This window comes from Devosia sp. 2618, assembly GCF_040546815.1.
Lineage (GTDB): Bacteria > Pseudomonadota > Alphaproteobacteria > Rhizobiales > Devosiaceae > Devosia.
Window position 1 is genome coordinate 2,034,929 of sequence record NZ_JBEPOO010000001.1, and the last position, 20,356, is coordinate 2,055,284.

31 protein-coding genes are annotated in these 20,356 nt (G+C 58.3%); 16 read left to right on the forward strand and 15 right to left on the reverse strand.

The genetic code is table 11. The features are described 5' to 3' along the window. Window positions 1-11 precede the first annotated feature (11 nt). The 3 genes from ABIE28_RS10280 to ABIE28_RS10290 form a co-directional block, all read right to left on the reverse strand. Entirely contained in the window at window positions 12-1,775 is a 1,764-nt protein-coding gene (locus ABIE28_RS10280; protein ID WP_354062596.1) for a terminase large subunit, read from the reverse strand. Next, window positions 1,772-2,332 (reverse strand): hypothetical protein, encoded by a 561-nt coding sequence (locus ABIE28_RS10285; protein WP_354062598.1) that lies wholly within the window; start codon window positions 2,330-2,332, stop codon window positions 1,772-1,774. The genes ABIE28_RS10280 and ABIE28_RS10285 overlap by 4 nt, the downstream gene beginning before the upstream one ends. A 341-nt stretch (window positions 2,333-2,673) precedes the next feature. Continuing rightward, entirely contained in the window at window positions 2,674-3,030 is a 357-nt protein-coding gene (locus ABIE28_RS10290) for an HNH endonuclease (protein ID WP_354062600.1), read from the reverse strand. A 94-nt stretch (window positions 3,031-3,124) separates the two neighbouring features. Between ABIE28_RS10290 and ABIE28_RS10295 the strand changes: the two genes are divergently transcribed. Beyond that, window positions 3,125-3,310: a hypothetical protein gene (locus tag ABIE28_RS10295; RefSeq protein WP_354062602.1), complete on the forward strand. Its 186-nt coding sequence runs from the start codon at window positions 3,125-3,127 to the stop codon at window positions 3,308-3,310. A gap of 40 nt (window positions 3,311-3,350) precedes the next feature. On the opposite strand, the gene ABIE28_RS10300 is transcribed toward ABIE28_RS10295, so the two are convergent. Continuing rightward, on the reverse strand, window positions 3,351-3,497 hold the full coding sequence (locus ABIE28_RS10300) for a hypothetical protein (protein ID WP_354062604.1): 147 nt from the start codon (window positions 3,495-3,497) through the stop codon (window positions 3,351-3,353). A gap of 213 nt (window positions 3,498-3,710) precedes the next feature. Continuing rightward, window positions 3,711-4,004 (reverse strand): hypothetical protein, encoded by a 294-nt coding sequence (locus tag ABIE28_RS10305; protein ID WP_354062606.1) that lies wholly within the window; start codon window positions 4,002-4,004, stop codon window positions 3,711-3,713. A gap of 652 nt (window positions 4,005-4,656) precedes the next feature. Here ABIE28_RS10305 and ABIE28_RS10310 point away from each other — a divergent pair. From ABIE28_RS10310 to ABIE28_RS10325, 4 genes are all read left to right on the forward strand, one after another. Further along, on the forward strand, window positions 4,657-4,983 hold the full coding sequence (locus tag ABIE28_RS10310) for a hypothetical protein (protein ID WP_354062608.1): 327 nt from the start codon (window positions 4,657-4,659) through the stop codon (window positions 4,981-4,983). A 70-nt stretch (window positions 4,984-5,053) separates the two neighbouring features. Next, window positions 5,054-5,227 (forward strand): DUF2934 domain-containing protein, encoded by a 174-nt coding sequence (locus ABIE28_RS10315; RefSeq protein WP_354066430.1) that lies wholly within the window; start codon window positions 5,054-5,056, stop codon window positions 5,225-5,227. A 375-nt stretch (window positions 5,228-5,602) separates the two neighbouring features. Further along, a complete protein-coding gene (locus ABIE28_RS10320) occupies window positions 5,603-5,866 on the forward strand; it encodes a hypothetical protein (protein ID WP_354062610.1) in 264 nt (87 codons plus the stop codon). A 203-nt stretch (window positions 5,867-6,069) separates the two neighbouring features. Beyond that, window positions 6,070-6,225 (forward strand): hypothetical protein, encoded by a 156-nt coding sequence (locus ABIE28_RS10325; protein WP_354062612.1) that lies wholly within the window; start codon window positions 6,070-6,072, stop codon window positions 6,223-6,225. Between the two features lie 395 nt (window positions 6,226-6,620). Here the strand turns inward: ABIE28_RS10325 and ABIE28_RS10330 are convergent, their stop codons facing one another. The 8 genes from ABIE28_RS10330 to ABIE28_RS10365 all read right to left on the reverse strand — a co-directional run bounded on the left by ABIE28_RS10330 (window position 6,621) and on the right by ABIE28_RS10365 (window position 12,245). Continuing rightward, window positions 6,621-7,235 (reverse strand): hypothetical protein, encoded by a 615-nt coding sequence (locus ABIE28_RS10330; protein WP_354062614.1) that lies wholly within the window; start codon window positions 7,233-7,235, stop codon window positions 6,621-6,623. A 97-nt stretch (window positions 7,236-7,332) separates the two neighbouring features. Next, complete coding sequence (locus ABIE28_RS10335; RefSeq protein WP_354062616.1) at window positions 7,333-7,839, reverse strand: pyridoxamine 5'-phosphate oxidase family protein; 507 nt, start codon at window positions 7,837-7,839, stop codon at window positions 7,333-7,335. Between the two features lie 65 nt (window positions 7,840-7,904). Next, entirely contained in the window at window positions 7,905-8,690 is a 786-nt protein-coding gene (locus ABIE28_RS10340) for a DUF6551 family protein (RefSeq protein ID WP_354062618.1), read from the reverse strand. Continuing rightward, complete coding sequence (locus ABIE28_RS10345; RefSeq protein WP_354062620.1) at window positions 8,687-9,646, reverse strand: toprim domain-containing protein; 960 nt, start codon at window positions 9,644-9,646, stop codon at window positions 8,687-8,689. The genes ABIE28_RS10340 and ABIE28_RS10345 overlap by 4 nt, the downstream gene beginning before the upstream one ends. Continuing rightward, complete coding sequence (locus tag ABIE28_RS10350; protein ID WP_354062622.1) at window positions 9,636-11,120, reverse strand: DEAD/DEAH box helicase family protein; 1,485 nt, start codon at window positions 11,118-11,120, stop codon at window positions 9,636-9,638. The genes ABIE28_RS10345 and ABIE28_RS10350 overlap by 11 nt, the downstream gene beginning before the upstream one ends. Then, a complete protein-coding gene (locus ABIE28_RS10355; RefSeq protein WP_354062624.1) occupies window positions 11,120-11,671 on the reverse strand; it encodes a hypothetical protein in 552 nt (183 codons plus the stop codon). The genes ABIE28_RS10350 and ABIE28_RS10355 overlap by 1 nt, the downstream gene beginning before the upstream one ends. Further along, window positions 11,668-11,907: a hypothetical protein gene (locus ABIE28_RS10360; RefSeq protein ID WP_354062626.1), complete on the reverse strand. Its 240-nt coding sequence runs from the start codon at window positions 11,905-11,907 to the stop codon at window positions 11,668-11,670. The genes ABIE28_RS10355 and ABIE28_RS10360 overlap by 4 nt, the downstream gene beginning before the upstream one ends. Window positions 11,908-12,023: 116 nt before the next feature. Then, a complete protein-coding gene (locus ABIE28_RS10365) occupies window positions 12,024-12,245 on the reverse strand; it encodes a helix-turn-helix domain-containing protein (RefSeq protein WP_354062628.1) in 222 nt (73 codons plus the stop codon). A gap of 92 nt (window positions 12,246-12,337) precedes the next feature. Here ABIE28_RS10365 and ABIE28_RS10370 point away from each other — a divergent pair, with 92 nt between their 5' ends. From ABIE28_RS10370 to ABIE28_RS10410, 9 genes are all read left to right on the forward strand, one after another. Beyond that, on the forward strand, window positions 12,338-12,913 hold the full coding sequence (locus ABIE28_RS10370) for a S24 family peptidase (RefSeq protein ID WP_354062630.1): 576 nt from the start codon (window positions 12,338-12,340) through the stop codon (window positions 12,911-12,913). Window positions 12,914-13,052: 139 nt separating this feature from the next. Beyond that, entirely contained in the window at window positions 13,053-13,463 is a 411-nt protein-coding gene (locus ABIE28_RS10375) for a hypothetical protein (protein ID WP_354062631.1), read from the forward strand. Between the two features lie 67 nt (window positions 13,464-13,530). After that, window positions 13,531-13,899, forward strand: a complete 369-nt coding sequence (locus tag ABIE28_RS10380; RefSeq protein WP_354062633.1) for a hypothetical protein — start codon at window positions 13,531-13,533, stop codon at window positions 13,897-13,899. Beyond that, a complete protein-coding gene (locus ABIE28_RS10385) occupies window positions 13,899-14,123 on the forward strand; it encodes a hypothetical protein (protein ID WP_354062635.1) in 225 nt (74 codons plus the stop codon). Before ABIE28_RS10380 ends, ABIE28_RS10385 begins: the two co-directional genes overlap by 1 nt. Further along, a complete protein-coding gene (locus tag ABIE28_RS10390) occupies window positions 14,123-14,341 on the forward strand; it encodes a hypothetical protein (RefSeq protein ID WP_354062637.1) in 219 nt (72 codons plus the stop codon). Before ABIE28_RS10385 ends, ABIE28_RS10390 begins: the two co-directional genes overlap by 1 nt. After that, complete coding sequence (locus ABIE28_RS10395; RefSeq protein ID WP_354062639.1) at window positions 14,338-14,778, forward strand: hypothetical protein; 441 nt, start codon at window positions 14,338-14,340, stop codon at window positions 14,776-14,778. Before ABIE28_RS10390 ends, ABIE28_RS10395 begins: the two co-directional genes overlap by 4 nt. Beyond that, the gene (locus tag ABIE28_RS10400; RefSeq protein WP_354062640.1) at window positions 14,775-14,975 is read left to right on the forward strand and encodes a hypothetical protein; all 201 of its coding nucleotides are present in this window, start codon (window positions 14,775-14,777) and stop codon (window positions 14,973-14,975) included. The genes ABIE28_RS10395 and ABIE28_RS10400 overlap by 4 nt, the downstream gene beginning before the upstream one ends. Continuing rightward, window positions 14,972-15,166, forward strand: a complete 195-nt coding sequence (locus ABIE28_RS10405) for a helix-turn-helix domain-containing protein (RefSeq protein WP_354062642.1) — start codon at window positions 14,972-14,974, stop codon at window positions 15,164-15,166. Before ABIE28_RS10400 ends, ABIE28_RS10405 begins: the two co-directional genes overlap by 4 nt. A gap of 75 nt (window positions 15,167-15,241) precedes the next feature. Then, window positions 15,242-16,435 (forward strand): tyrosine-type recombinase/integrase, encoded by a 1,194-nt coding sequence (locus ABIE28_RS10410; protein WP_354062644.1) that lies wholly within the window; start codon window positions 15,242-15,244, stop codon window positions 16,433-16,435. Window positions 16,436-16,606: 171 nt separating this feature from the next. On the opposite strand, the gene ABIE28_RS10415 is transcribed toward ABIE28_RS10410, so the two are convergent. Both ABIE28_RS10415 and ABIE28_RS10420 read right to left on the reverse strand, forming a co-directional pair. After that, window positions 16,607-17,062 (reverse strand): SRPBCC domain-containing protein, encoded by a 456-nt coding sequence (locus ABIE28_RS10415; protein WP_354062646.1) that lies wholly within the window; start codon window positions 17,060-17,062, stop codon window positions 16,607-16,609. Beyond that, window positions 17,059-17,610 (reverse strand): dihydrofolate reductase family protein, encoded by a 552-nt coding sequence (locus tag ABIE28_RS10420; RefSeq protein WP_354062648.1) that lies wholly within the window; start codon window positions 17,608-17,610, stop codon window positions 17,059-17,061. Before ABIE28_RS10420 ends, ABIE28_RS10415 begins: the two co-directional genes overlap by 4 nt. A gap of 189 nt (window positions 17,611-17,799) precedes the next feature. On the opposite strand from ABIE28_RS10420, the gene ABIE28_RS10425 reads away from it, so the two are divergent. Then, complete coding sequence (locus ABIE28_RS10425) at window positions 17,800-18,285, forward strand: winged helix-turn-helix transcriptional regulator (RefSeq protein WP_354062650.1); 486 nt, start codon at window positions 17,800-17,802, stop codon at window positions 18,283-18,285. Between the two features lie 367 nt (window positions 18,286-18,652). Next, complete coding sequence (locus ABIE28_RS10430) at window positions 18,653-20,311, forward strand: DUF6538 domain-containing protein (protein ID WP_354062652.1); 1,659 nt, start codon at window positions 18,653-18,655, stop codon at window positions 20,309-20,311. Window positions 20,312-20,356 lie beyond the last annotated feature (45 nt).

The following is a 20,356-nucleotide window of genomic DNA, read 5'->3' on the forward strand; positions in this document are numbered from 1 at the left end:
TCCCGTCTGGGTTAGACGATAATCATTTGGTATTCGGCTGCCCGCTTCACGACGGGGTTCCGGCTCATCAGGGTCACCGCATTGAACATCGCCATTGCCGGGTCGATCTTCGCGTCGCCGGCCGTTTGCTTAGTGGCTCGAATGCCAGTTGCGGTTGGCTCGATCTTCAGATTTGGCACACACCAGTTCATCAGCGGGCCGCCGGAGTGTTTCAGCAGACCGGAGGCTAGCCGACGCTCGGCGCCCTTGATGCTGCTCATCATCCAGCCACCTTGCGGCGCCGCGACGAGCAGGCCGGCCTCCTGCGTCACCCCGATTTCATCAAGGGCATCTTCCATTTCGCCGAGACCGGAGGCGTCAACCGCCACGCCGCCCAACAAGCCCATGTTCTGGATGCGGCTGATGTGCTCGATGATCGTGGCGACGTCGCCGAGTGGATCATCCAAGATGGTCAGTTCTCCCGCCACCTGGATGCGCTGCAGGGTCGTCGCGATCTTCGCTCGACGTGTCAGCACACCCTTGTGGCACCATGCATGGGACCACGAGAGCCAGCGCTTCATCTTTCGAGTAACGGGCACGCCGTCGATCTCGACCCGAACCTCGATTTCGCCCGGCTCACGGCCGAGAATGTTGAGGCCGAACAAATCGTCCAAGCCGCCGCCGTCGATACCCACCACCACCACTTCACTGCGCTCAATCAGTCGATCAAGGGCCTCGTAGTGAGACAGGCTGGCAAGCTCAGCATCTTCGGCGTCTGTCCAGTGATCAGCGCCCGCCCAGCGGTTGGACCGCAGGTTCATGCCGATCTCGACATTTAGATGTTTAGCCAGGAAGGTTGCGAGCGTTGTCTTGTCGCCCGACAACTCCTTAATCATTTCGTCCTCTAGCCACTCCTGGCTGACCGAGCGCCCGAGGTTGGGGTTGGTCACATAGAAGTTGGCAGGGTCCTCATAGGCCTTGCTCTCGATCATCTTGTCCGGGAACTCATAGAGCACCGGCAGGAATTTCTTGTTCGACACCTGACCGTCGCGGATCTGGCGCGCATAATCCAGCCGCGCCTTGAACACGCCCGCCGGCGGCTCGTCGCTCTGCGTCGAAAGGTAGATCACGAACCCTTCCGGCCGCGACACCAGCCCGCCCGTCGCCTCACGCAACATGGCATCGGCATTGGGCCGCTTGCCGAACACCCAAAGCTCATCAATCAGGATACGACCGGCCTTTTTGCCGGACACCGTGTCAGTATCGGCGGCTACCACCTTGAGCACGGCATCGGTGCGGAGGTGCTTGATGGTTCGAATATGGTCTTGGACCATGAGGAAGCCGCCCTCACCCGCACTTGCGTCCAGTTCGGGATCGGCCCTAACCATCGCAGCAGCAGGCTTGTAGCTGTTCTGAGCCACCTCAATGGTTGGCGCCAATATCAGTAGTTCTTCGTTGTGTCGCCAATTGATGATCAACGCCGTGAGCATGATCGCTGCGGCGATTGTGGACTTGGTGTTCTTCTTGCTGATGAGCAAAAAGAACTCGCGGATCAGCTGAATGCCGGTCTCAGCGTCATAGGCGCCGAAGATGGCAGACACGAAATCGAACACCCATTGGTCGCTGACCTCACCGAATGTCGGCTGGCCGGGAAGGTCGACAACTTTGAGCGCCTTGAAGACGCTAAGGGCATAGTCGGCCTCGCTCTGGAACAACGGCTTGAACGGGATCAGCGAGCGCTGCGCAACAATTCGCCTCTCCCAATCTGGGCACGCGGTCGACCACTCGGGCGTCACTTATTGCTCACAACCGATAGATGCGGCGGGCCGGGTCGCGGCGCGAACTTGCCGCCCGGTGCAGTCGATGCCTCGGCCGCACTCTTGCGCTGCGCCTTCTTGCCTTCCGGCGCCGCCGTCTCGCTCATCGTCTTGAGCGCCAGCGCCAGCGTCTGGAGCGTCTTGGCCCTCACCGGCAGCGAGACCGCCTGGCGCAACGCCTGCAGTCGAGCAGGGTCGGTTTCACTCTCCTGGATGATGACTTCCATTTCGCCCCGGTGGAGCGTTTCGGCGTCCAGCTCATCCATGAGCCGATCAATCAGATTGCGGCCACGGCCAATGACTTCATCGAGCTTGGGCGGCTCCTTCGGGCCTTCGATGACCGGCAGGTTCGCAGGGGGCGGCAAGTGCGAACCTTGCGAACCTTTGGTGCGAACCCAGCCCTCGGCTTTGGCACGCTTGCGAATGGCCGTGTCCGAAATCTGAAACCAGCCCGCAATCTCCCGGATACTGCGGGTTGTAGAGGTATAGTCGCGCTCAATTCCGGCCCAGTCGACGGGCTGCTTTTCGTCGGTCATGGGTTGAATTCAGCCTTGGTTCGCACTCCCAAATTCTCAGGGAGGAAAAAATCTCTGCGTGGGGGCGTCGTGGGTCCGGGAGGCGAGGCCATTCCAGACTTTCAGATACCCCCCCGGTGGGGCTGATGATGAGGTGGGCGAGACGACCCTTCGGTGAGATTCGAACCCACGGACACCGGCGTATCAATGCAGACTATGCGCCAATGCTCTTGCTCTGCTTCACCCTTGGTCCTGTAGGCGCCGCCTAACCCTTGCGGGTATCTAGCGCTTGTCTCAGGCACGAAGGATCGTCTCGTTCTCGTTGTACGATGGATGACCAGGCCTGTCACCGGTTGCGGCGCCTAGGCTTGGTGCTGCATCTCCATCTTGCGCTTGTCGCTGTCGTGGTAGGCCTTGCTCACTGCCTGAAGGTTGGACACATCCCAGAACAGCTGCTCGCTACCCTTATGTGGCACCACGTGGTCCACGACCGGGCTGTTGGGCGCCGGGTGCTTGCCGATCAGCAGCACGCCTGTCTGCTGGCATGTGTAGAGATCGCGGGCCAACACCTCTAAGCGGAGCGCCTGCCACCTTGCCGACTTGTACCAGCTGCGCACCTGGGCATCTGGACTGTAGCGTGTGTCGCGTATCGCTCTCGCTGTAGAGAGGCGCGGCGCCAGCTTGCTCAACCTGGGCTTGAGGGTGGTAAGCTTGGCCATCACGCAAATCCATTTCTTCCAGCCGGTGAAGGCTTGGCACTTGGCGATATGTTTGTTCTAACTTTCCCGCATCATCGTTCGGGAGCAAAAGTCCATGCGGTTTACAATTGCGGTTGCACTAACACTGATATCTGCGCTGCTGTTCTACACGGTCTATTCGCAACCCCAGTGGAACCCGATTTCCACGATGATCTTGGGGCTGCTTGGAGGTTTCGCAGGTTGGGGCGCTATCGAGTTCTACAAGCCCAAGGCCAATACCCCAACAAATGAGGAAAGTTAGTCTCTCCCCTGGCTGTTATGCCAAGGGCTGGGGAATGGGGTTAGGAGCGGCTGCGCTTGGCGTCTCGGCGGCGCGCATGGCGGTTGCCGCGCTCCTCTGCCGGGTTCTGCATACTGGGCACTTCGGGCATCACGCCCTGATGGGGCTGGGCGGCGAGGCAGCAAACCAACCCGAAGATCAAGAGCATACTGTCTCTCCAATGCAAAAGCCCCACCGGTTAGGGAGGGGCTGAAAGGGGGGGGGCGAAAAGCTGACTCAGCCGAATTTTCCGCTGTGTAATCAACACCTTGAGGTGGTGCTCAAACGGCTTTTCAGCCTCTCGACTCAGGAAGTTTCGAGCGAGCGATCATTGGCTACGGGACCGGGAATGGCCGACCACGTCTGGCGGTCGGCCCGGTGCTTAGTCGCGACACAAGGGGCGCATTTCCTCGATCAGTCTTTCGAGACCACGCTTGAGTTCCGCAACTTCCTTGATTGACGCCAGCGTCCGCTGATCCGTCCTATTGGAGGAACGCAGCGCAGACAGATCAGCATCGATCAAGTCTAAACTACATTCCATTTCAGCCAAGGTGAGGGCATCGCCGCTGCCCGAGGACTGAGCGTCCTCCACCTCGCGGCGGAACCGGGCTATGTCTGGCTTCCAAGTCTCGGTCACGTAGACCAGGGATGGGGGTAAAAGTTCCTGTGTTTCCATTTGCAATTTCCACCAAATCACAGCGCGCCGAAGCGCTAGGGTTTCAGTGTCGATTACGTCGACGGGAATGACATAGGAGCGACAAAAACGACTTCAAGGGGCCAAACAAGTCTGACTCTTCGAGCACGATCCTTAAGGAAACGACAGGCTAGGCGGGCTTCGATCCCGCGACCTCGTGGTTATGAGCCACGCGAGCTACCTGACTGCTCTACGCTGCGAAAATGGATTGCATGGCCATCATGGCCATACCTTGGAACCTACCTCCAAGGTTTGGATGATAGGTTCCAAGGTTGCCACAACTGAATTAGGCCGCCCAAGGCTATGATCGGCCAAGGGCAGCTCAGGGCGTCACCGTCTCCCGCTCTGGGTTCCGGGCGTCCTAGCCTTGAATGGAGGTGCGCCGCCGGCCGGTCGACGACTTCGCGGAAAGGCAGTTGTGACCGCCGCTAGCCGCGCGCTAGGCCAGTCGCATAGCAACCGGCAACTCTCCCGAAACCAGAATTCCCGTTTCGCTTTGTTTGCGAGCGAGGGGATCATTGGTTACGGCAAACCCGCTGCACGATCACATTTATTCCTAGTGACGCAACTTTTTCGAATGAGGTTCCGTTATCAGGCATCCCCTAAAACAGGGGATTTCACATGGAGATATGCAATGAAAGTCAGATCATTTCTGTCCGCAGCTGCCATTGTTTCCGCATTGGCGGTGCCGGGTCTCGTATACGCTCAAGATAGCCACATGATCGGTGGTAAAGCAGTTCCCACAGATCAGGTCGAAGCCGTCCAAGCAAAGTGTGACGCACTCCGTAAAGCCGAGTCCGACGCTGCTGCGGCAACCACGCCGGCTCCTGCAGCTGGTGCAGCCACAACTCCAACTCCTTCAGCTACCCCTGGATGGACAGCTGACGGTGGCATGATCGATGTCGAAAGCCTCACTGTCGCCCTTTGTGACGAAGGGCAGTTTGCCGCTCCGGCGATGTAACAACTGCGCCCTGTCCTACCAGACAGGGCGTATCTAGAGACCGGATATGATTTAGGAGCATGGCAATTTTATTGACTACGAGTTCGACCGAAAAGCTCGTGAGACGGCCTATTTCCTTTGGGAGCAAGCGGGGTGCCCTTGGGGCCGCGAGAAGGAGTTTTGGTTCATCTCCCTCGATCGATGCCTCCGCGAACGAGAAGCCGATGCCCTGTTGAGGGAGTCACTAGCCCTGCGAGCACAGTAGTGCCAATCGGCAAGATTTCCGCAAGAACGAAATAGCACTCCATCCGGTTAGCTTGGCCACAAGAGATTGCCCGCGCTAATCACTCGAGTGGATCGTAGTCCCTGTTACGTCAAAGCTGCTGGCTTGGGGTGCAGGTTGCTGGGGGCGTCAGCGGAGGGTCATTTTGACCCTAACTTTGAGCAACCTGCACTGCTGAATTGTATCAACCGGGCAATACATCTCAACGCCATCATAGGATGTAGTCGGGTCGGCACCGGGCAAGCACCGCGGCCTGTAGCGGGCGTCGCGCCTCTTTCCACAGGGCCATGCAACGTACCAAAAATTGTACCAATTAAGGTCACGCATGATTAGGCGCGTCGACCTATCTCAATACGAATGAAATCCTACATCGAACGCCGCAGCGACAAGCGCGAAAGAATATCGGTAAAAGCCACTGTCGTCGCCGAGGGTGGTGTCGTCAGACATGATGTCTTGATCATGAACATTTCGCGTTCGGGCGTTATGATCGAGATGTGTGAAACAGCAGAACTACCTGCCAAGTTTATCCTGCTTTACAGCAATAAGATCCAGCCTTGCACAACCGTGTGGAGAGACGGAAAGTTTGCCGGGGTGAGCTTTTTTGATCGTGTCCAAGTGTAAGAAACTGGAGGCCTCGCTTTGGACTTGAACCAAGGGTGTGTGGGGTTGCAAACCACCGCGTAACGCTCCGCCACGAGGCCATCTCGCCATCGTAGACCACTGGGGCATTAATGCCTCGTTTCGAAAACGAGCGATAATCCGTGAAGCTTTTGGGTGAAACTCTCTCGTGTCATTCACGTTTGCTCCTATGAGAGGAGCGACATATGCAGACGATCTCATACAAGCGACGCCGGGCCCATATGCTCAAATGGGCTGTCGCCTTGCTGCTTTTCGCAGTTGTGTTCACACCAAAGCTGGATGATCTCGTGTTTCCGGACGTCGGCTTTTCACTGATCACTCAAGCGATGGCAGCGGAATAGGCAACCCACGATCCTAATCGGCTGGCAATGCATCGATATGGTCGGCACATCGTTGTGGCACAAACAGGAGGTCACGATATGCCAGACCAAAAGTTCTTCAACGCTGCCGAAATAATCTCGGACTTTATAAACGTGCCAGCATCACTCTCGATAAACGGGCTGTCCCAACGGTTCCCAACTATAACGGACGCTTTGGCGCACCTACGTGAGCAGGGGATGGCAGGTGCCACGCTGATAGTTCATTCGCCTGAGGGTGAGCGAGCATTTTCAGAGACACAGTTGACGGCCATGGTCGACGCGTTGCCAAATCCTATGGATCGCGGAAACTAAAAAGGCCCGCCGAAGCGAGCCTTAACGTTGGCGCAACTGCGCCGAATAACCAGAATCTAGATTATTTACGCCACTTGGTCAAGCGCCGAGGGCGTTCGGGCTGTGGTTCCGTCGGACCACGCGGCCGACTCCCGACGACCATCAACAGTGGCGGCCATTTTCCAATGGTGGGCCAGGCGCAGCACGATAATCCGCAGTTCGTGTTTGTGCTTGGCGACTAGTCTGGCGTTGGGCTTTGCATTGCCAGTGCGCCATGCCGCATACTGCGTCGGCCCTTTTTCACCGATGGCCACCATCTCAAGGCGCTTCGTGTCATCTTTGCCGAGCAACGTGCTGACCGCCGAATACGCCTGGCGCGCGTCTGCACCGAATATCTGGCTTCCATCTTGCCGAACTCCGCCGCCGTCCACCGGCTCGACGGATGGATCACAGGCGCGAGCACCGCCGATCTGGGCGCCTTCAAAAATAGTCTTGAACCGTCGAACCGTCTCGTTCTGCAGCTCAGTACCAGCGAACTTGGCGAATCCGCCGAGTTGCGTCCGAAGATTGACGGGAACAATGATCTTTCCCGGCCGCTCAACGCCAGACTGCTCATCGTGCAGAGTTTGGGCGTAGCTGGCGTGAGGATTGTCGACTTCGGCAAAGCCAAGATCGACGCGTTTTGTAAGTGGCTTAGACATAGAACGACCTCTCGTGTGGGAGAGGTCGGGCAGGCTGGTGTGACGATTTACGTTGCAAGATTATCGAGAAGAAATCAAGCAGTAGAGCGTCGCTCCCCTACAAATCTACCTTCGCGTTGTCGCCCATTTCAGGCGCGCCGCCGGTGACCACCGCCATCAGCATCTTTGCGCCGGCGACAACTGCATTTGGGCTGTCCCATAGCTCACCATCTTCGGGCGTAACGGTCAGCAAGCGGATACTTGGGTCATTTGCATCTTCCCACCAAGCCTTGTCCCAATTGGACCAGAGGTCAGATATCTTGCCGCGATCATTGCTAACAGCAGCTTTTCCAGCAATGACCACATACTTGTGACCGCTGTTGTCGGCCCAGGCCAGCGAGACAGTCGGAAACTTATCGACCTGCTCGTTCTTATGGCCTTCCTCATCTACCAAAAAGTAGATTGCGTGCTCTTGGCGGCTGACACGTGCTGAAAGTGGCCGGCTGCGCTGTTGGTCACCGTCCCATGTTGTGAACATGCAAATATCGATCTTTTCAGCAAGCTCCCAAATGCGCTCTGTCACCTGCTCTGGTGTGCTTGGATTGTCGTCCGATCGCTCTTTCATCGCAGGATACCTTCTAGGTGACGGGCCCGAATAACGGGACCGCATCTCGAAAGGTTCCCGGCCGCTCAAACGACCTTCCGCTTCTTCCTGCACTTCTTGAACCACACACTGGCAAACGCCTTCACCTTCGGCAAGCGGTGCGTGGCAGCAAATGCGCCTGCCTCGGTATCGAGCCCCAGCGCATTGCCTCGAATGGCGTCGGTGATAGCCTCGGGCTCGACGTCGTTGCAGAACTCGGGGTCGAGCATCAGCAGTTCGGCCGCCTTGATCTGGAGGGCGGTTACCGGGCGCAGATCAGCTTTGGCAACAACTTCGAGAACTTGCCGGGCCCGCATGGCACCGCGCTTGTCGATCAGTGACCGTAACGCCGCAATGGCGACGGTCTCGCTGCCCGAGTATTTCCCGTTGCTGCCGGGATAGCGCATCAGCTTCAGGCCTGCCCGCTCGCAGACCTGCTTGACGGTTTCCGCCTCGGGATCACCAGACGCCAGTTGCGCCCAGTACATTTCGAGCGGCGAAACATTTTTGCGAGCACCGTTCACATTGACGAAGGTTTCAGCCTCTGCGGCCGTGCCCGTCGCGGTGATGATGATGGCCGGCACGACCGAGACTTTCGGATGGCGCTTCGCCGCCTCAAGCCGGTGCTGACCGTCAATTGCGTGGAAGCGCCCATCGGCGGCCGGCGCAACGACAATGGCGCCGAAGCTGTCCCATGCGAACCAATCGACTATCTTCTGCACCCTGCCCTCATCAAGGCCGCGCTGATAGGTGCTATCGATGTCGATCAGCGTCTTGTCCAGCCAGTCGAGGGCCGGGACTTCGCCGGGATCGCGGAATGTGATTTCGGTCATGCTTGGCCCCTTAGCTTTGCCTGCAGCGTGTCGTTCCAGTCGGTGTTTGGTTCGGGCGCGATCATCACCTGGGCGATGAACTTCTGGTTGAGCCGCTTGCCCAGCGCGAACGCAGCCGCCTGCCCCACGTTGTTCAGATCGTTGTCGCCAAAAATCACAATTTCGGTGACGCCCTCCGGCGGTTCCCAAGTCTCTAGCCGCCCTGCGTTTAACGCCGACCAACATGGGATGCCAAACAGGGCCGTGGCGGCCAGTGCAGTTTCGACGCCCTCGGCGATGCCCAAGGCTTTTTCGTGCCTCGCTAGACGAACCGCGCCACCCGCCGGCAGAAGCCCCATCGTGAGCCGCGGCGCGCTTCCGGGCACCTTGTCCCCATATTGGGTGAGATAGGTCCGCTGCAGGCCCGCCAAGTCCCCGTGGATGTCCACAAAGGCTGAGATGAGGGCGGCACAAGGCTCGCCATTGCGGTTCAGTGCCGGGTGAAAGCGCAGAGCTCGGCTTGGCGCATAGGACCCCAGTCGTTTCGAGAGGTATCGATCCGCTAAGTCACCCGCTACGATCTTTTTGCCCGACTTCCAAACCGCGCGAACGGCTGCATAGGTTTCGGCCTGATCATGGCGAGGATCGATTTGCGGCGTGCTGTCGATTGGCGCGCTGTCGACCCCAATGACACTTTCGACGAGACGTGCCGCGTCGGCAAAATCGCTACCCTTCATGTCCATGATCAGACGGAAGCCATTGCCGGCGCTACCACTGGCGTTGTCGGATTCCGTGCCGTGTTGCTGAGCGCAAAACCACGTTCCCTTGCCGCCCTTGTCGTCGAACCGAAAGCGGTCTTTGCCGCCGCAAACTGGACAGGCGCCGTGCTTTCCGGTGAGCATCGCACCGGCGACGCCCAGCGATGGCAAAATCTCTTTCCAACGCCCCTGCGCACGGTCTCCAATCTTACGCTGCATTTGGTGCGCCTCCCGACTTCTGGGCCTTGTCCTTGGCCTTCGCGTATCTGATTTGCGAAGACCTCACGTAGTTTCGGCAGTGGATATCTGGCTGCGCCGCCTGTCCTTGCAGCCCCCGCGGCCAGACCCCAAAGCGTTCCTTGAACTTGTGGCTAGCCCATCCCTCGGAGTAGCCGCGCTGATCGCAGTACCAGAGTAGGCCCGACCAAAAGCGCTGCTTGGTCTGCAGGTCGTCCTTCCCCTTCCCGCCCTTGACCTGGAACAGTTCACCGTCCGCCGTGGCGATATCTTCACGGCGCTCGGGCGCGAAGCCGCACTCGGGGCACGTGTGAACGCCCGCGGGCTTGAGGAAGTGGCACGAGGTGCATTCTTTCGGCACCTTGATCGGCTGCGGCTTTCGATCAGCCTTGGCAGCAGTTGCCATCCGGCCCGCGTCCAATTTCTCGTGCTTGATGTCCGTCACGTAGCCCAGCGTTTGGGTCGTGTCGGAATGGTCGAGAATGATGCAATCGGACTTACCCTCGGCCGTCCGCAATCCTCGCCCGATGATCTGGGTGTAGAGAATTTCGCTTTTGGTCGGCCGCGCCAGGACAATGCACCGGACGTCCCAGTCAATGCCGGTGGTCAGAACCCCAACATTGACCACGACCTTTGCCAAGCCAGCCGCGAATGCTTCGCCGATCTTGGTTCGGTCGTCCCGCTCAGTGTTCGCGTCGATGTAGGCGGTCGACACGCCAGCCGCGCGAAACTCATCCTCGAGCTTTCGGGCATGGGCGCGGTTGACGGCGAAGCACAGCGTTGGCCGGTTCTCGCCGGACTTGAGCCAGGTGCTGACGATATCCGCGGTGAGCTGCGGCTTGTCCATCGCTTCAGCCAGTTGGCCTTCGTCGAAGTCGCCTGCAACGGTGCGCACACCGCTCAGATCAGGATGCGATGGCGCGAATGCCCGGAACGGCGCGAGGAACCTACGCTCGATCAGATCGCTGGTGGTGGCTGCAATGATTAGGTCATCGTAGTGCTTGCCCAGCCCCTTCGTCCAAGGCGTCGCCGACAGCCCGACAAATGGGAGTTTCGTTTTGTCGGCCATCCAGCGGAAGATAATCTTGAATGCCTGGTGCGCTTCGTCGACCAGGACCAGATCCGTATCTGGCAAAGCCCTGCGCGACAGGGTTTGAACGCTGGCCACCTGAACCCGCGCCATCCAGTCTGTCCAAGGATGATCGGCTTGTATGACGCCGATGTCGTTGATGCCCTCAGCACGAAATTCCTCGTAGGTCTGGTCGATCAGCGAGATAGCCGGGACGGTGAAGCAAACCCGCTTGCCCTTATCCAAGGCCATCTGGACGATTGCAGCGGCCGTCAGCGTCTTTCCGAAGCCGGTGGGCGCCTGCAGCATCGGGCGCTTGTGACCGGACGCCAATGACTGGCGCAGCATACGAACCGCTTCGGTCTGGTGATCGTAAAGGGCTCGCATCAGCGTGTTCCCCCTACTGTGTTTACTGATAGATCCTGCCTCTCATGGCTGAGTACTTTCTTAGGCTCCGGTTCCTGCTCCTGCTCCGGTTCCTGATTAGCGATAGGAAGGCGTCTTACTTCCGGCAAGGCTTCATCAAAGGCTTTCAGGAAGCCTTTCGACATGCCTTTTGCAGTCGCCAGAGCCCCTTGCAAAACAAGGGTTTTCAGCGTGCACTCGGGCAGCAAATCCACTGCGTTACGCCATGCCCGAACCACGTTCGGGGACTCTGGCTTGTTGTAGCCGAGGAAGTTCGGCAACCACACGAAACAGGCCGTTGTGTCATGCTCGGCCATACCCTGCTCACATACTTCGCCGAAGGCTTTCCGAAAGGCTTCGGCGTTCCAACCGAGCTCAGCAGCAAGGCCGGGCATGGTGGCGCGCATAGCCCCCAACGCCGTCATCGTGGGGTGGGTGAGGAGCATGAAGAACACCAGCTTGCCCTCATCGCTGAGGGCGTTGAATTTGGCGTCGTTCCAGATGCGTGGATCTATCTTGCGATATCGGCTCATACTTGGCCGATCCCCATGACCGCGGCGAATTTGTTCCAGGCACCCACCAGCGCCGCCGCATGTTTAAGATTGGGGTCGGCTGCGTTGGCATGAAAAGCCACGCGGTAAGCATTGAAGGCAGCGCGCTGCGGCTCTTGCTGGAGATCGATAACCATTGACGTGCCAACCAAATGCGTAACGTCATTGCCCTCGACTTCGGACATGGCTTCGCTATCCACGATCAAGTCGTGCTTCATTTCCAGTTCCTTGGATTGGTGTCGGTGGCGAGCGTCACACCAGCCTGCCCGACCGAGATTATTGGGGAGTTAGCCGCGGAGAGACGCCGGGCCCTCACGTGCATGCGTGTGAGGGTTCATTCGCTCGCCACTTCCGGCATCGCGAAGAAATACCGATCATCCCACTCGATTTCTCGTTTAAAGGCCTCCTCTCGGATGAGCCTCATATCGTCGAGACTGGGCGAGCATTCGCCGTTTTCCCAACGAGAGACTGAAGCCTGACCTACGCGCGCTATGGCAGCGAACTCGGTCTGCTTGACCTTGAAGACAGCTTTGCGGATATGAAGCAGTGGGTTCATTTGCATACTATCCGCGAACGGATAGTCATTGTCAATTAACGTTATCCGCAAACGGAACTACTAAATTATCCGGTTGCGGATATAATGGGCGCATGAACATTTTTGACAAACTGGATCGACTGCTCGCCGAACCGAACTTCAACCAGCTTGCGCTGTCGGCAAAGCTGCGCGTTGCTCAATCGTCGATCAACCGATGGAGCCAGCGCCAATCGGAGCCGCGTGGTCAGAACCGTGACGCGATCGATGCGCTGTATCGGGAGCATTTCCTTGGCGGCGCCACCGCGCCAGAGGCCATTGTTGTGCCCGTGTTAACATGGGTTTCGGCCGGCGCGATGACACGGGACGATCTGAGCCAAGAAGCGATAGGAACCATTACAGTTGCCGATTTGCCAGGCGGTGATTGGTTTGCGCTTCAGGTGGTCGGCGACTCGATGGACCGCATTTCGCCGCCCGAGAGCACCATCTTTGTAAACCGAGCCGACAAGCAGCTCATATCCCATGCGTGCTATGTCATTGACGACGGCGAGGGCAACGCCACCTACAAGCGATACCGCACGAACCCGCCCAGGTTTGAGCCGTTCTCGACAAATCCGAGCCATGAACCACTCTACCCTGATAACGACCCGACTGTGGTTGGAAGGGTTGGAATGTCACAAATCAGGATGTAGCGCGCTACGCATGAAGCGCGCGTGCCATATCCGTATGTGGGCGTCAATATTAGATAATTATCCAAACACGGATAGTTAACGCTTTTCTTCATTCCGCAAACGGATAATCTGCTTTCAACGAAACACGTTGGAGGCCGATATGCCGTCACCCACCCTCACCCGCCGCGCATTGATTGCTGGAGCCGGTACCGCCGTCGTTAGCGCTGCGCTTGCCGCGCCCTATGTGAACGCTGTTCGCGGCGATGAAGTGTGCAGCATAGGGGCCGATCCCCGCGAGCGCATGATTGTCGCGGTGGCTGAACTGCGTGCAGCCATGACGGAATACTATGGCCGCCCGGTTCAGGTCCGCACTGACCTTATGACTAAGGGAGGCGTGGCAGTGTTCGGCTGCCTGCTGGACCCCCGAGACTACATCAATTGGTATGTAGACGAGCACGATACGCCGGCAGATCACCCGCTGCGGTTGAGCCACCGCGCAGCGAAGCGGGCGAGCTACGGCGTCCCGGCCGCGCCCTTTGCGCATCGAAACAGCCCGTTACTGACCGCATAAAAAACGGCTCGGGCAGCGCTTGCAACACTCCCCGAGCCTCCCATGAAATCACTTGGAGGTTCAATCAATGGATATCCCTAGCACTACACCGGATTTCTCGCCGGATAAATATGCCGCCATGAACGTTTACGACCTCTATCAGGTCATGACGACAACCATTGCTGTGATGCAATTCTACAACCTCTCATGCTGCGCGCAGAAGTCAGGCGATACAGCTGTCTTCGAGTGGGCCGAAGCGCGCGAAGAAGCCGTCAGCGCCGAGCTGTCGGCCATGGCCAAGAACCTGGCCGCACGCTTGGGGCTTGGTGCTGACGACGAAGATGTTCGCGACATGGCCTTCGCTCGGATCGATGGATACGTGCCTTCTGGGATGTGGAGCGACGGTAGATTGCTACGCATGAAGTCGGCCGCCGAACTTTGCAAGGCTGGTGCGTGATGAGCAACACAAAGCGCGATACCCCGGTTGAAGCGATCGACCAGTTCGACATTGCCTATAGCATCCTGCACGTCGTTCTCATGGCGCTTGAGGCAGATGATGTGGGCCACGAGCTGGCACTGCTTCAGATGCGAGAAACCCTCAGCGCTGCAATCGAAATGTTGGTGCCAGTCCGCACGGCGATCAACACGGCCGGCTCAATGCCAATACAGGCGGTGGCGTAATGGCGAAGCGCACACCCTCCCCCGCCGACATTACCCAGGTAGAAAGCGACTTGTGGAACACGATCAGAGCCCTCGAAGCAATCGGCCGCTCAGCGGCAGATATCGCGACGGCCACGAACGGCAATATCAATGCGCATGCCGAGGGCATTGCGGGCATCGCCGCAGTCACCGTGGCTCAAATTCGCAGCATCCAGATCGTTCTCGGTGGCGAAGAATGATGACAATCTTTCATCCAACCGTGCCAGGCCTTCATGACGCGATCATGGAACTGGTAGAGGCCATTCGCGCCGAAACCCACGCCTTCCGAACAACACCCGACGACGAAGCCGGTGAGGCGGTGACGGGCGCAGCAGTTGACCGCAAACTGGCCGCTGAACAGGCGCTACTGACCTACGACAAATCGGCGATCCTTGCGGACATGGACCAGACCGGGGACATGGCATTGGTTCACGCCCTTGCTCTCTCCCGTCGCCACTACCTTGTTATGGAAGCGGGCTACCAAAGCGAAGGCTCCAGCGACGAATGTCTGCTCGTTGACCTGCTCCTGCATGGCGCCGAGCCCTTCGACAGCGTTCCATTGCTTTGGCATATCTCTGGGAAATCCCGCGACGAGCGGCCCTCGGACGCTGAACTGCAGGCTGGGTGGAACAAATGAAGCACTCCGACCTCCGCCAGCGCGCCGCCGCTATGATCGAAGAACTTATCGACTTGCTCGATGCCCTCGACGGCGATCCAGACTTCGAGATCGGTCATGACGCCGAACTCGAAACCGACCTGAACATTTCCCCGATCAGCTTGCAGTCCGTGAACCTCGTCGCGGCCAAGCGCATCAGCGTGCGGAGGGTAGCATGAAGGGCCAAGACAATCACGAGCCCCTGGACCTCGTCTGGGGCGCCGAGGGAATTGCCAAGGTGATCGGGCAAACGACACGCGCGACCTATCATATGCTTGAGGCTGGCGAGTTACCCGCTCGGCAGGTTGGGCGGCGCTGGGTGGTAAGTCGCGAGGCCCTGCAAGCCTTCTTCCTCGAGCAGGCCAGTTAATCTATCAGGAAACACCCAATTGCTGCGGATTCGAGCTAGGTGCTACGGTGCAGAAAACTGGGGTGAGTTTGATCAATGAGCGTCCGAAAACGCAAGTGGACTACCGCCAAAAGTGAGGTCAAGGAGGCGTGGCAGGCCGACTATGTCGACGGTCAGGGTAACCGCCAGCGACAATCATTCGCCAAAAAGAAAGACGCCGACGCGTTCCTGCTCAAGGCTATGGGCGAGGTTCGCGACGGTGTTCACGTCCCTGATAGCGAGACCATCACGGTTTCCGCGGCAGGTGCGCTCTGGCTCAAGAGTGGCGCCGCCGATGGATTGGAACGCACCACGCTCGACCAGCGCCGCCAGCATCGTGATCTTCACATCGTGCCGTTTATCGGGAACACGAAGCTCAACAAGCTCACGGTGCCCAGCATCAGGGCATTTCAGGATACCCTGCGCGAGAACGGCCGCAGCGCGGCGATGATCAAGCGGGTAACCGTCTCGCTGGGATCGATCCTTGCCGATGCTCAGTTGCGCGGTCACGCGATACGGAACCCCGTCCACGAAATGTCACGAGCAAAGTCGAGCCGCACGAAGTTGGAGAAGCGCCAGCAAAGGCGCCTTGAGGTCGGAATCGACATTCCGACCACCGCGGAGGTAAAGGCGCTGATCGGTGCAGCCACTGGCCGATGGCGCCCACTGATCATCACTGCTGTGTTCACCGGCTTGCGCGCGTCCGAGTTGCGCGGCCTGCGCTGGGCAGACGTGGACTTCAGTGGAGCCATGCTGCATGTCCGACAGCGCGCCGATCGCTACCACGCCATTGGCATGCCTAAGACAGACGCCGGCCAGCGTAAGGTGCCTCTGACGCCGATGACGGTGAACGTCCTGAAGGAATGGAAACTGGCCTGCCCAAAGGGCGAGATGGATTTGGTATTCCCCACCGGCGCCGGCAAGGTCGAGGGGCACAGCAACTTGGTCAACCGGGGGCTAATCCCCACAATGATATCGGCGGGCGTGACCACCGTCACCGGCCGCGACGAAGGGGGGCATCCGATCACCGTGGCGAAGTATTCCGGCCTGCATGCCTTACGCCACTGGTTTGCGTCATGGTGTATCAACCGCCGCGCCGACGGCGGCCTGGAGTTGACGCCGAAGGCTGTGCAGGAACGCATGGGCCATTCCAATATCGCCGTGACGCTCGACACCTATTCGCACCTGTTTCCGGTGCAAGACGAGCAAGCCGCCCTTGCTGCCGCCGAGCGCAGCATTTTCAGTCTTTGACCGCCATTGTAAAGACAGCCTTCAGCGTATGCCTAAGCCGAGAGCGATATGGCTCGAAAAAACTCGCATCATTCAGTTAAATTACAAGAATATTTTGAAGCGAACACGCAAGCTGACTCCCTTCTTTGCACAGGATGCAATTGATCTTGCAGCCCAACGCCAGTTGCACGCCTATGTGCAATATCGGGCCAGGTTTTCCAGTGTGGATGCGAGACCCGCCAGGTGATCTGCCTCGCCGATGCCTGACGGCACGTTGGTGCATGCGATGGTGACTTCCGTTCCGCCCGTTCCTAATGAAAGAGAGGTCGTCACCGTCATGATGCCGGCGAAGGCGGGATTCCTGGAGTCGAACGCCACCTCCTCGACCACACTTTCGTTCGGAATCAGTTTGACGAAGCGGCTTTCGAAAATGTCCCTGTTGTCACCAGATTTCCCGTGCTGGGCCGGATCGTCATAGTCCAACGCCATGCGCAGGCGACCGCCGGGGGTGGGATCGAAATCGAGAACCTTTCCGGTCATACCCGCAGGTGGCCGCCAAATCGCCATGGCATCGGGATCGACCAGTGCCGCATAGATAGTTTCGGGCGTGGCCTCGATGGTGTAGGTGACGCTATCGGTTCTGCTCATCGGTCAAGCCCGTAGCGCAAGATGACGCCGCCGGTCTTTAATGGCCGGGCCTGAAGTAGTTTCATCGTCCTATTCTTGCTGCCGGGTTTGAACAGGAACCTGCCCGAACCGCGCAGCACGGGCGCAAGACAGATCCGGTATTCGTCGACGAGGTCGTTCGCAAGCAGGGTTTCGAGCAGATCGGCGCTGCCGAAGACATAGATGTTCCTGCCTTCCTGCTGTTTGAACGCCCGAACTGCCTCGATCACATCCCCTTCAATCAAGCGGCTATTCTTCCAATCGAGTTTGGCCAGCGTCCGTGAGGCGACGCGTTTGTCCACCGCGTTCATGAAATCAGCGATCTCGCCCGTCTGGCCGGACCAATGCGCCGCCATGCCTTCGTAGGTTCGGCGGCCAAACAGCAGGATGTCCATGTCGTCGCCCTGATCGAGGGAAAAGCGTTCAAGCTCCTCCCCCCAGACCGTCTCGTGGAAATCGAGCTGCCATGGAGCATCACCATCGAAATACCCATCAAGGGTCATCACATTCCAGGCGATCAGCTTGCGCATGATCCATCTCCGTAACTTGAATTCTAGCTCATTCAACCATCGAGCAATTGGTTCATCCGAGAAAGCCTCGCCTCCCCCTCGCATAGATGGGGGGCCCAATTCGCCGCGTTCAATCGTTGATGTGACTGTGGTAGCAGTCGGCGCAACGCAATAACCACACCTATTTTGCAACCAGTTTTGGACAAGCCTATGAGAGCAAGACGCTCCGGATGCCCAATAAATCTGACGCTTGAAACCTTCGGTGATCGGTGGAGCCTGATCGTCCTGCGTGACACCATGTTTGGTGGGCGCCGCCGGAGCTTCCGATCATTGCTCACTGAAAGCATGGAAGGCATAGCCTCCAACATTCTGTCCGACCGCTTGAAGCGTTTGACCGCAAATGGGCTGCTTACACGCTCCGCCGATCCTGGTCACAAACAGAGAATTGTTTACAGCCTGACCGAAAGAGCTATCGAGCTGGTTCCCCTGATGGCCTTCATGGGAAGCTGGGGGATGCGACACGCACTCCCCTCTATCGAGCTGTCAGCACGCGCGCAGGTTCTCGAACATGGCGGCCCGCAACTATGGGCTGAATTCATGAATGAGCTGCGGCATATCCACTTAGATTCACCCGCCCCTTCGGTCTCCGCGTTGGCAAAAATGCAACTGGCCTACGAAGCGTCATTTTCCGCCTAGTCTACGGCTGCCCCTACCATGCGAACGTCCGGTTGGGAGTGTTAATTGGGGTCGTCAGAGTGTCCAATACGGGGTCGAAAGCTGCCGCGCGCTTCTCTGCCAGCAAAGTCCAACTGGCACACAGTTGGCACACAGCCCGCATAACATGAGGATTTCCGGGCACCAACAGCGGACTCTGACTCCGTCAATCTTGGTTCGAATCCAGGTTCCCCAGCCAATCCTCCCTAAGTCATTGATATCGCAATAACTCCTTGGTTTCCGGGGGTCTTAGAGCTTGTCACTGGCACACTTTGGTGATCCACCGCCCGGCCAAATATGCGTCGGCGGATCGGCTCTCGCTATAAAGAAGGGGAAGGAGATTGACCGCATGCCGACTGGCTCCAACCTCAAGATTCGTGGCTCCGTTTATTACGTTCGGCTCAAGGTTCCGCTTGAGCTAAAACACCTGATGGGGACGGTTGAACTTTCTCGTTCGCTTGAGACAAAAGACCGGCGCACGGCAAACGTTCGCAAGCTGTCTGTGCTGTCCGAGTGGCATCAGAAGTTCGATGAGCTTCGCCGTCGCCGTGACATTACGGAAGCCGATTTCGCAAACGCGACTTGGGAACACTACGCAGATGAGCTGCGCACCGATGAGCTGGCCCGCACCCTCCCCGATCTGGCTAACGCCACCCGGCACCTTGGCAGTCGCGAGCATCACCTGCGCGCCCTGCGTGAACATTTGGGGCGCGGCGAGACTGCATTGATCGAATGGGCGGCTGAGGGGTTCATAGAGAAACACAAACTGCTGACCGTGCGCGGCAGTGCGCGGTATCGCGAACTTTGCTTTCGCCTGATGCGCGCGCAGATCGAAGTCCTTATGCGTGCCGGTGAGCGCGATCTGGGCAACTATGCGGGCGTGCCTGCCGATCCGGTCGTCACGCGGCCAGCAGCTACCGCAGAGGTTGCTAAGCCCGGCGAGCGGCTGATGGACTTGTTTGAGCGCTATGTGAAGGAAAACCCCAAGCGGATCAAAGACGCTGCCTTGATGCAGGCACGGCGCGACATTGGCACTTTCATCGAACTGGTCGGCGCAGACTTCCCTGTCACGCAGCTCGACAAGAAGGCCGCGCGCGAGTGGAAAGCGCTGCTCATGGAATATCCGGTGAAGGCCGCTGAGACTGGTATCTTCAAGGGTATGGGCATCAAGGAAATTGTCGCGGCCAATGGAATGGCAAAGGCTCCCAAACCGGTGATCTCGCCCAAAACCGTCAATCGCTACATCGCTGCCTTTAGCGCTTACTGCAATTGGCTGGTGGCGCACGACTACCTCACGGCCAATCCATTCCTCGACATGTATCTGTCAGTGGACAAGACCAAAACCAACGTCCGGCCCTTCACCGACGAAGAGCGCAAGGTGCTGTTTGCATCTCCCCTCTTCCACGGCTGCAAGAGCGATGCGAAATGGCATGAGGTCGGCGGGCACAAGATCAGGGATCACCGCTATTGGCTCCCGCACGTAATGATGTATTCGGGTGCGCGGCCCGGTGAGATTGCCCAGCTCTTGGTTGCTGACGTGCGGCAGATGCACGGCGTTTGGGTGATGCACTTCACCGACGAAGGCGATGAGGAAAAGAGCCTCAAGACCAAGGGATCGTTCCGGGTCGTGCCGGTGCATTCCAAGCTGATCGAAATGGGTTTTATCGAGCATGTCGAACGCCAGCGGGCGGCGGGAGAACGTCGCGTGTTCCCAGAAGCCGAACGCAATGCGCGAGGCCATATCGCCAACAAGTTTGAAAAGAAGTTCGGCACCTATCTGATCAAGCTGGGGTTGAAAGAAGGGCGTGGTTTGACCCTCTATAGCTTCCGGCACGGCTTCTCAGATGCGATGCGCACTGCTGGCTTCATGGATGAGGAATTTGGCTTCCTCATGGGCCACAGCAAATTCAGCATGACCGCGCGTTATGGCGCGATGCCGCAAGGCACGTTGCAGAAGCGTGTCGATCTGATCGAAGCGGCCGAATACGGCACTGACACCGCACTGTAGAATGATTTTTCCACTTTTGTAATGGCGGAGACGATCAAAGCCGAT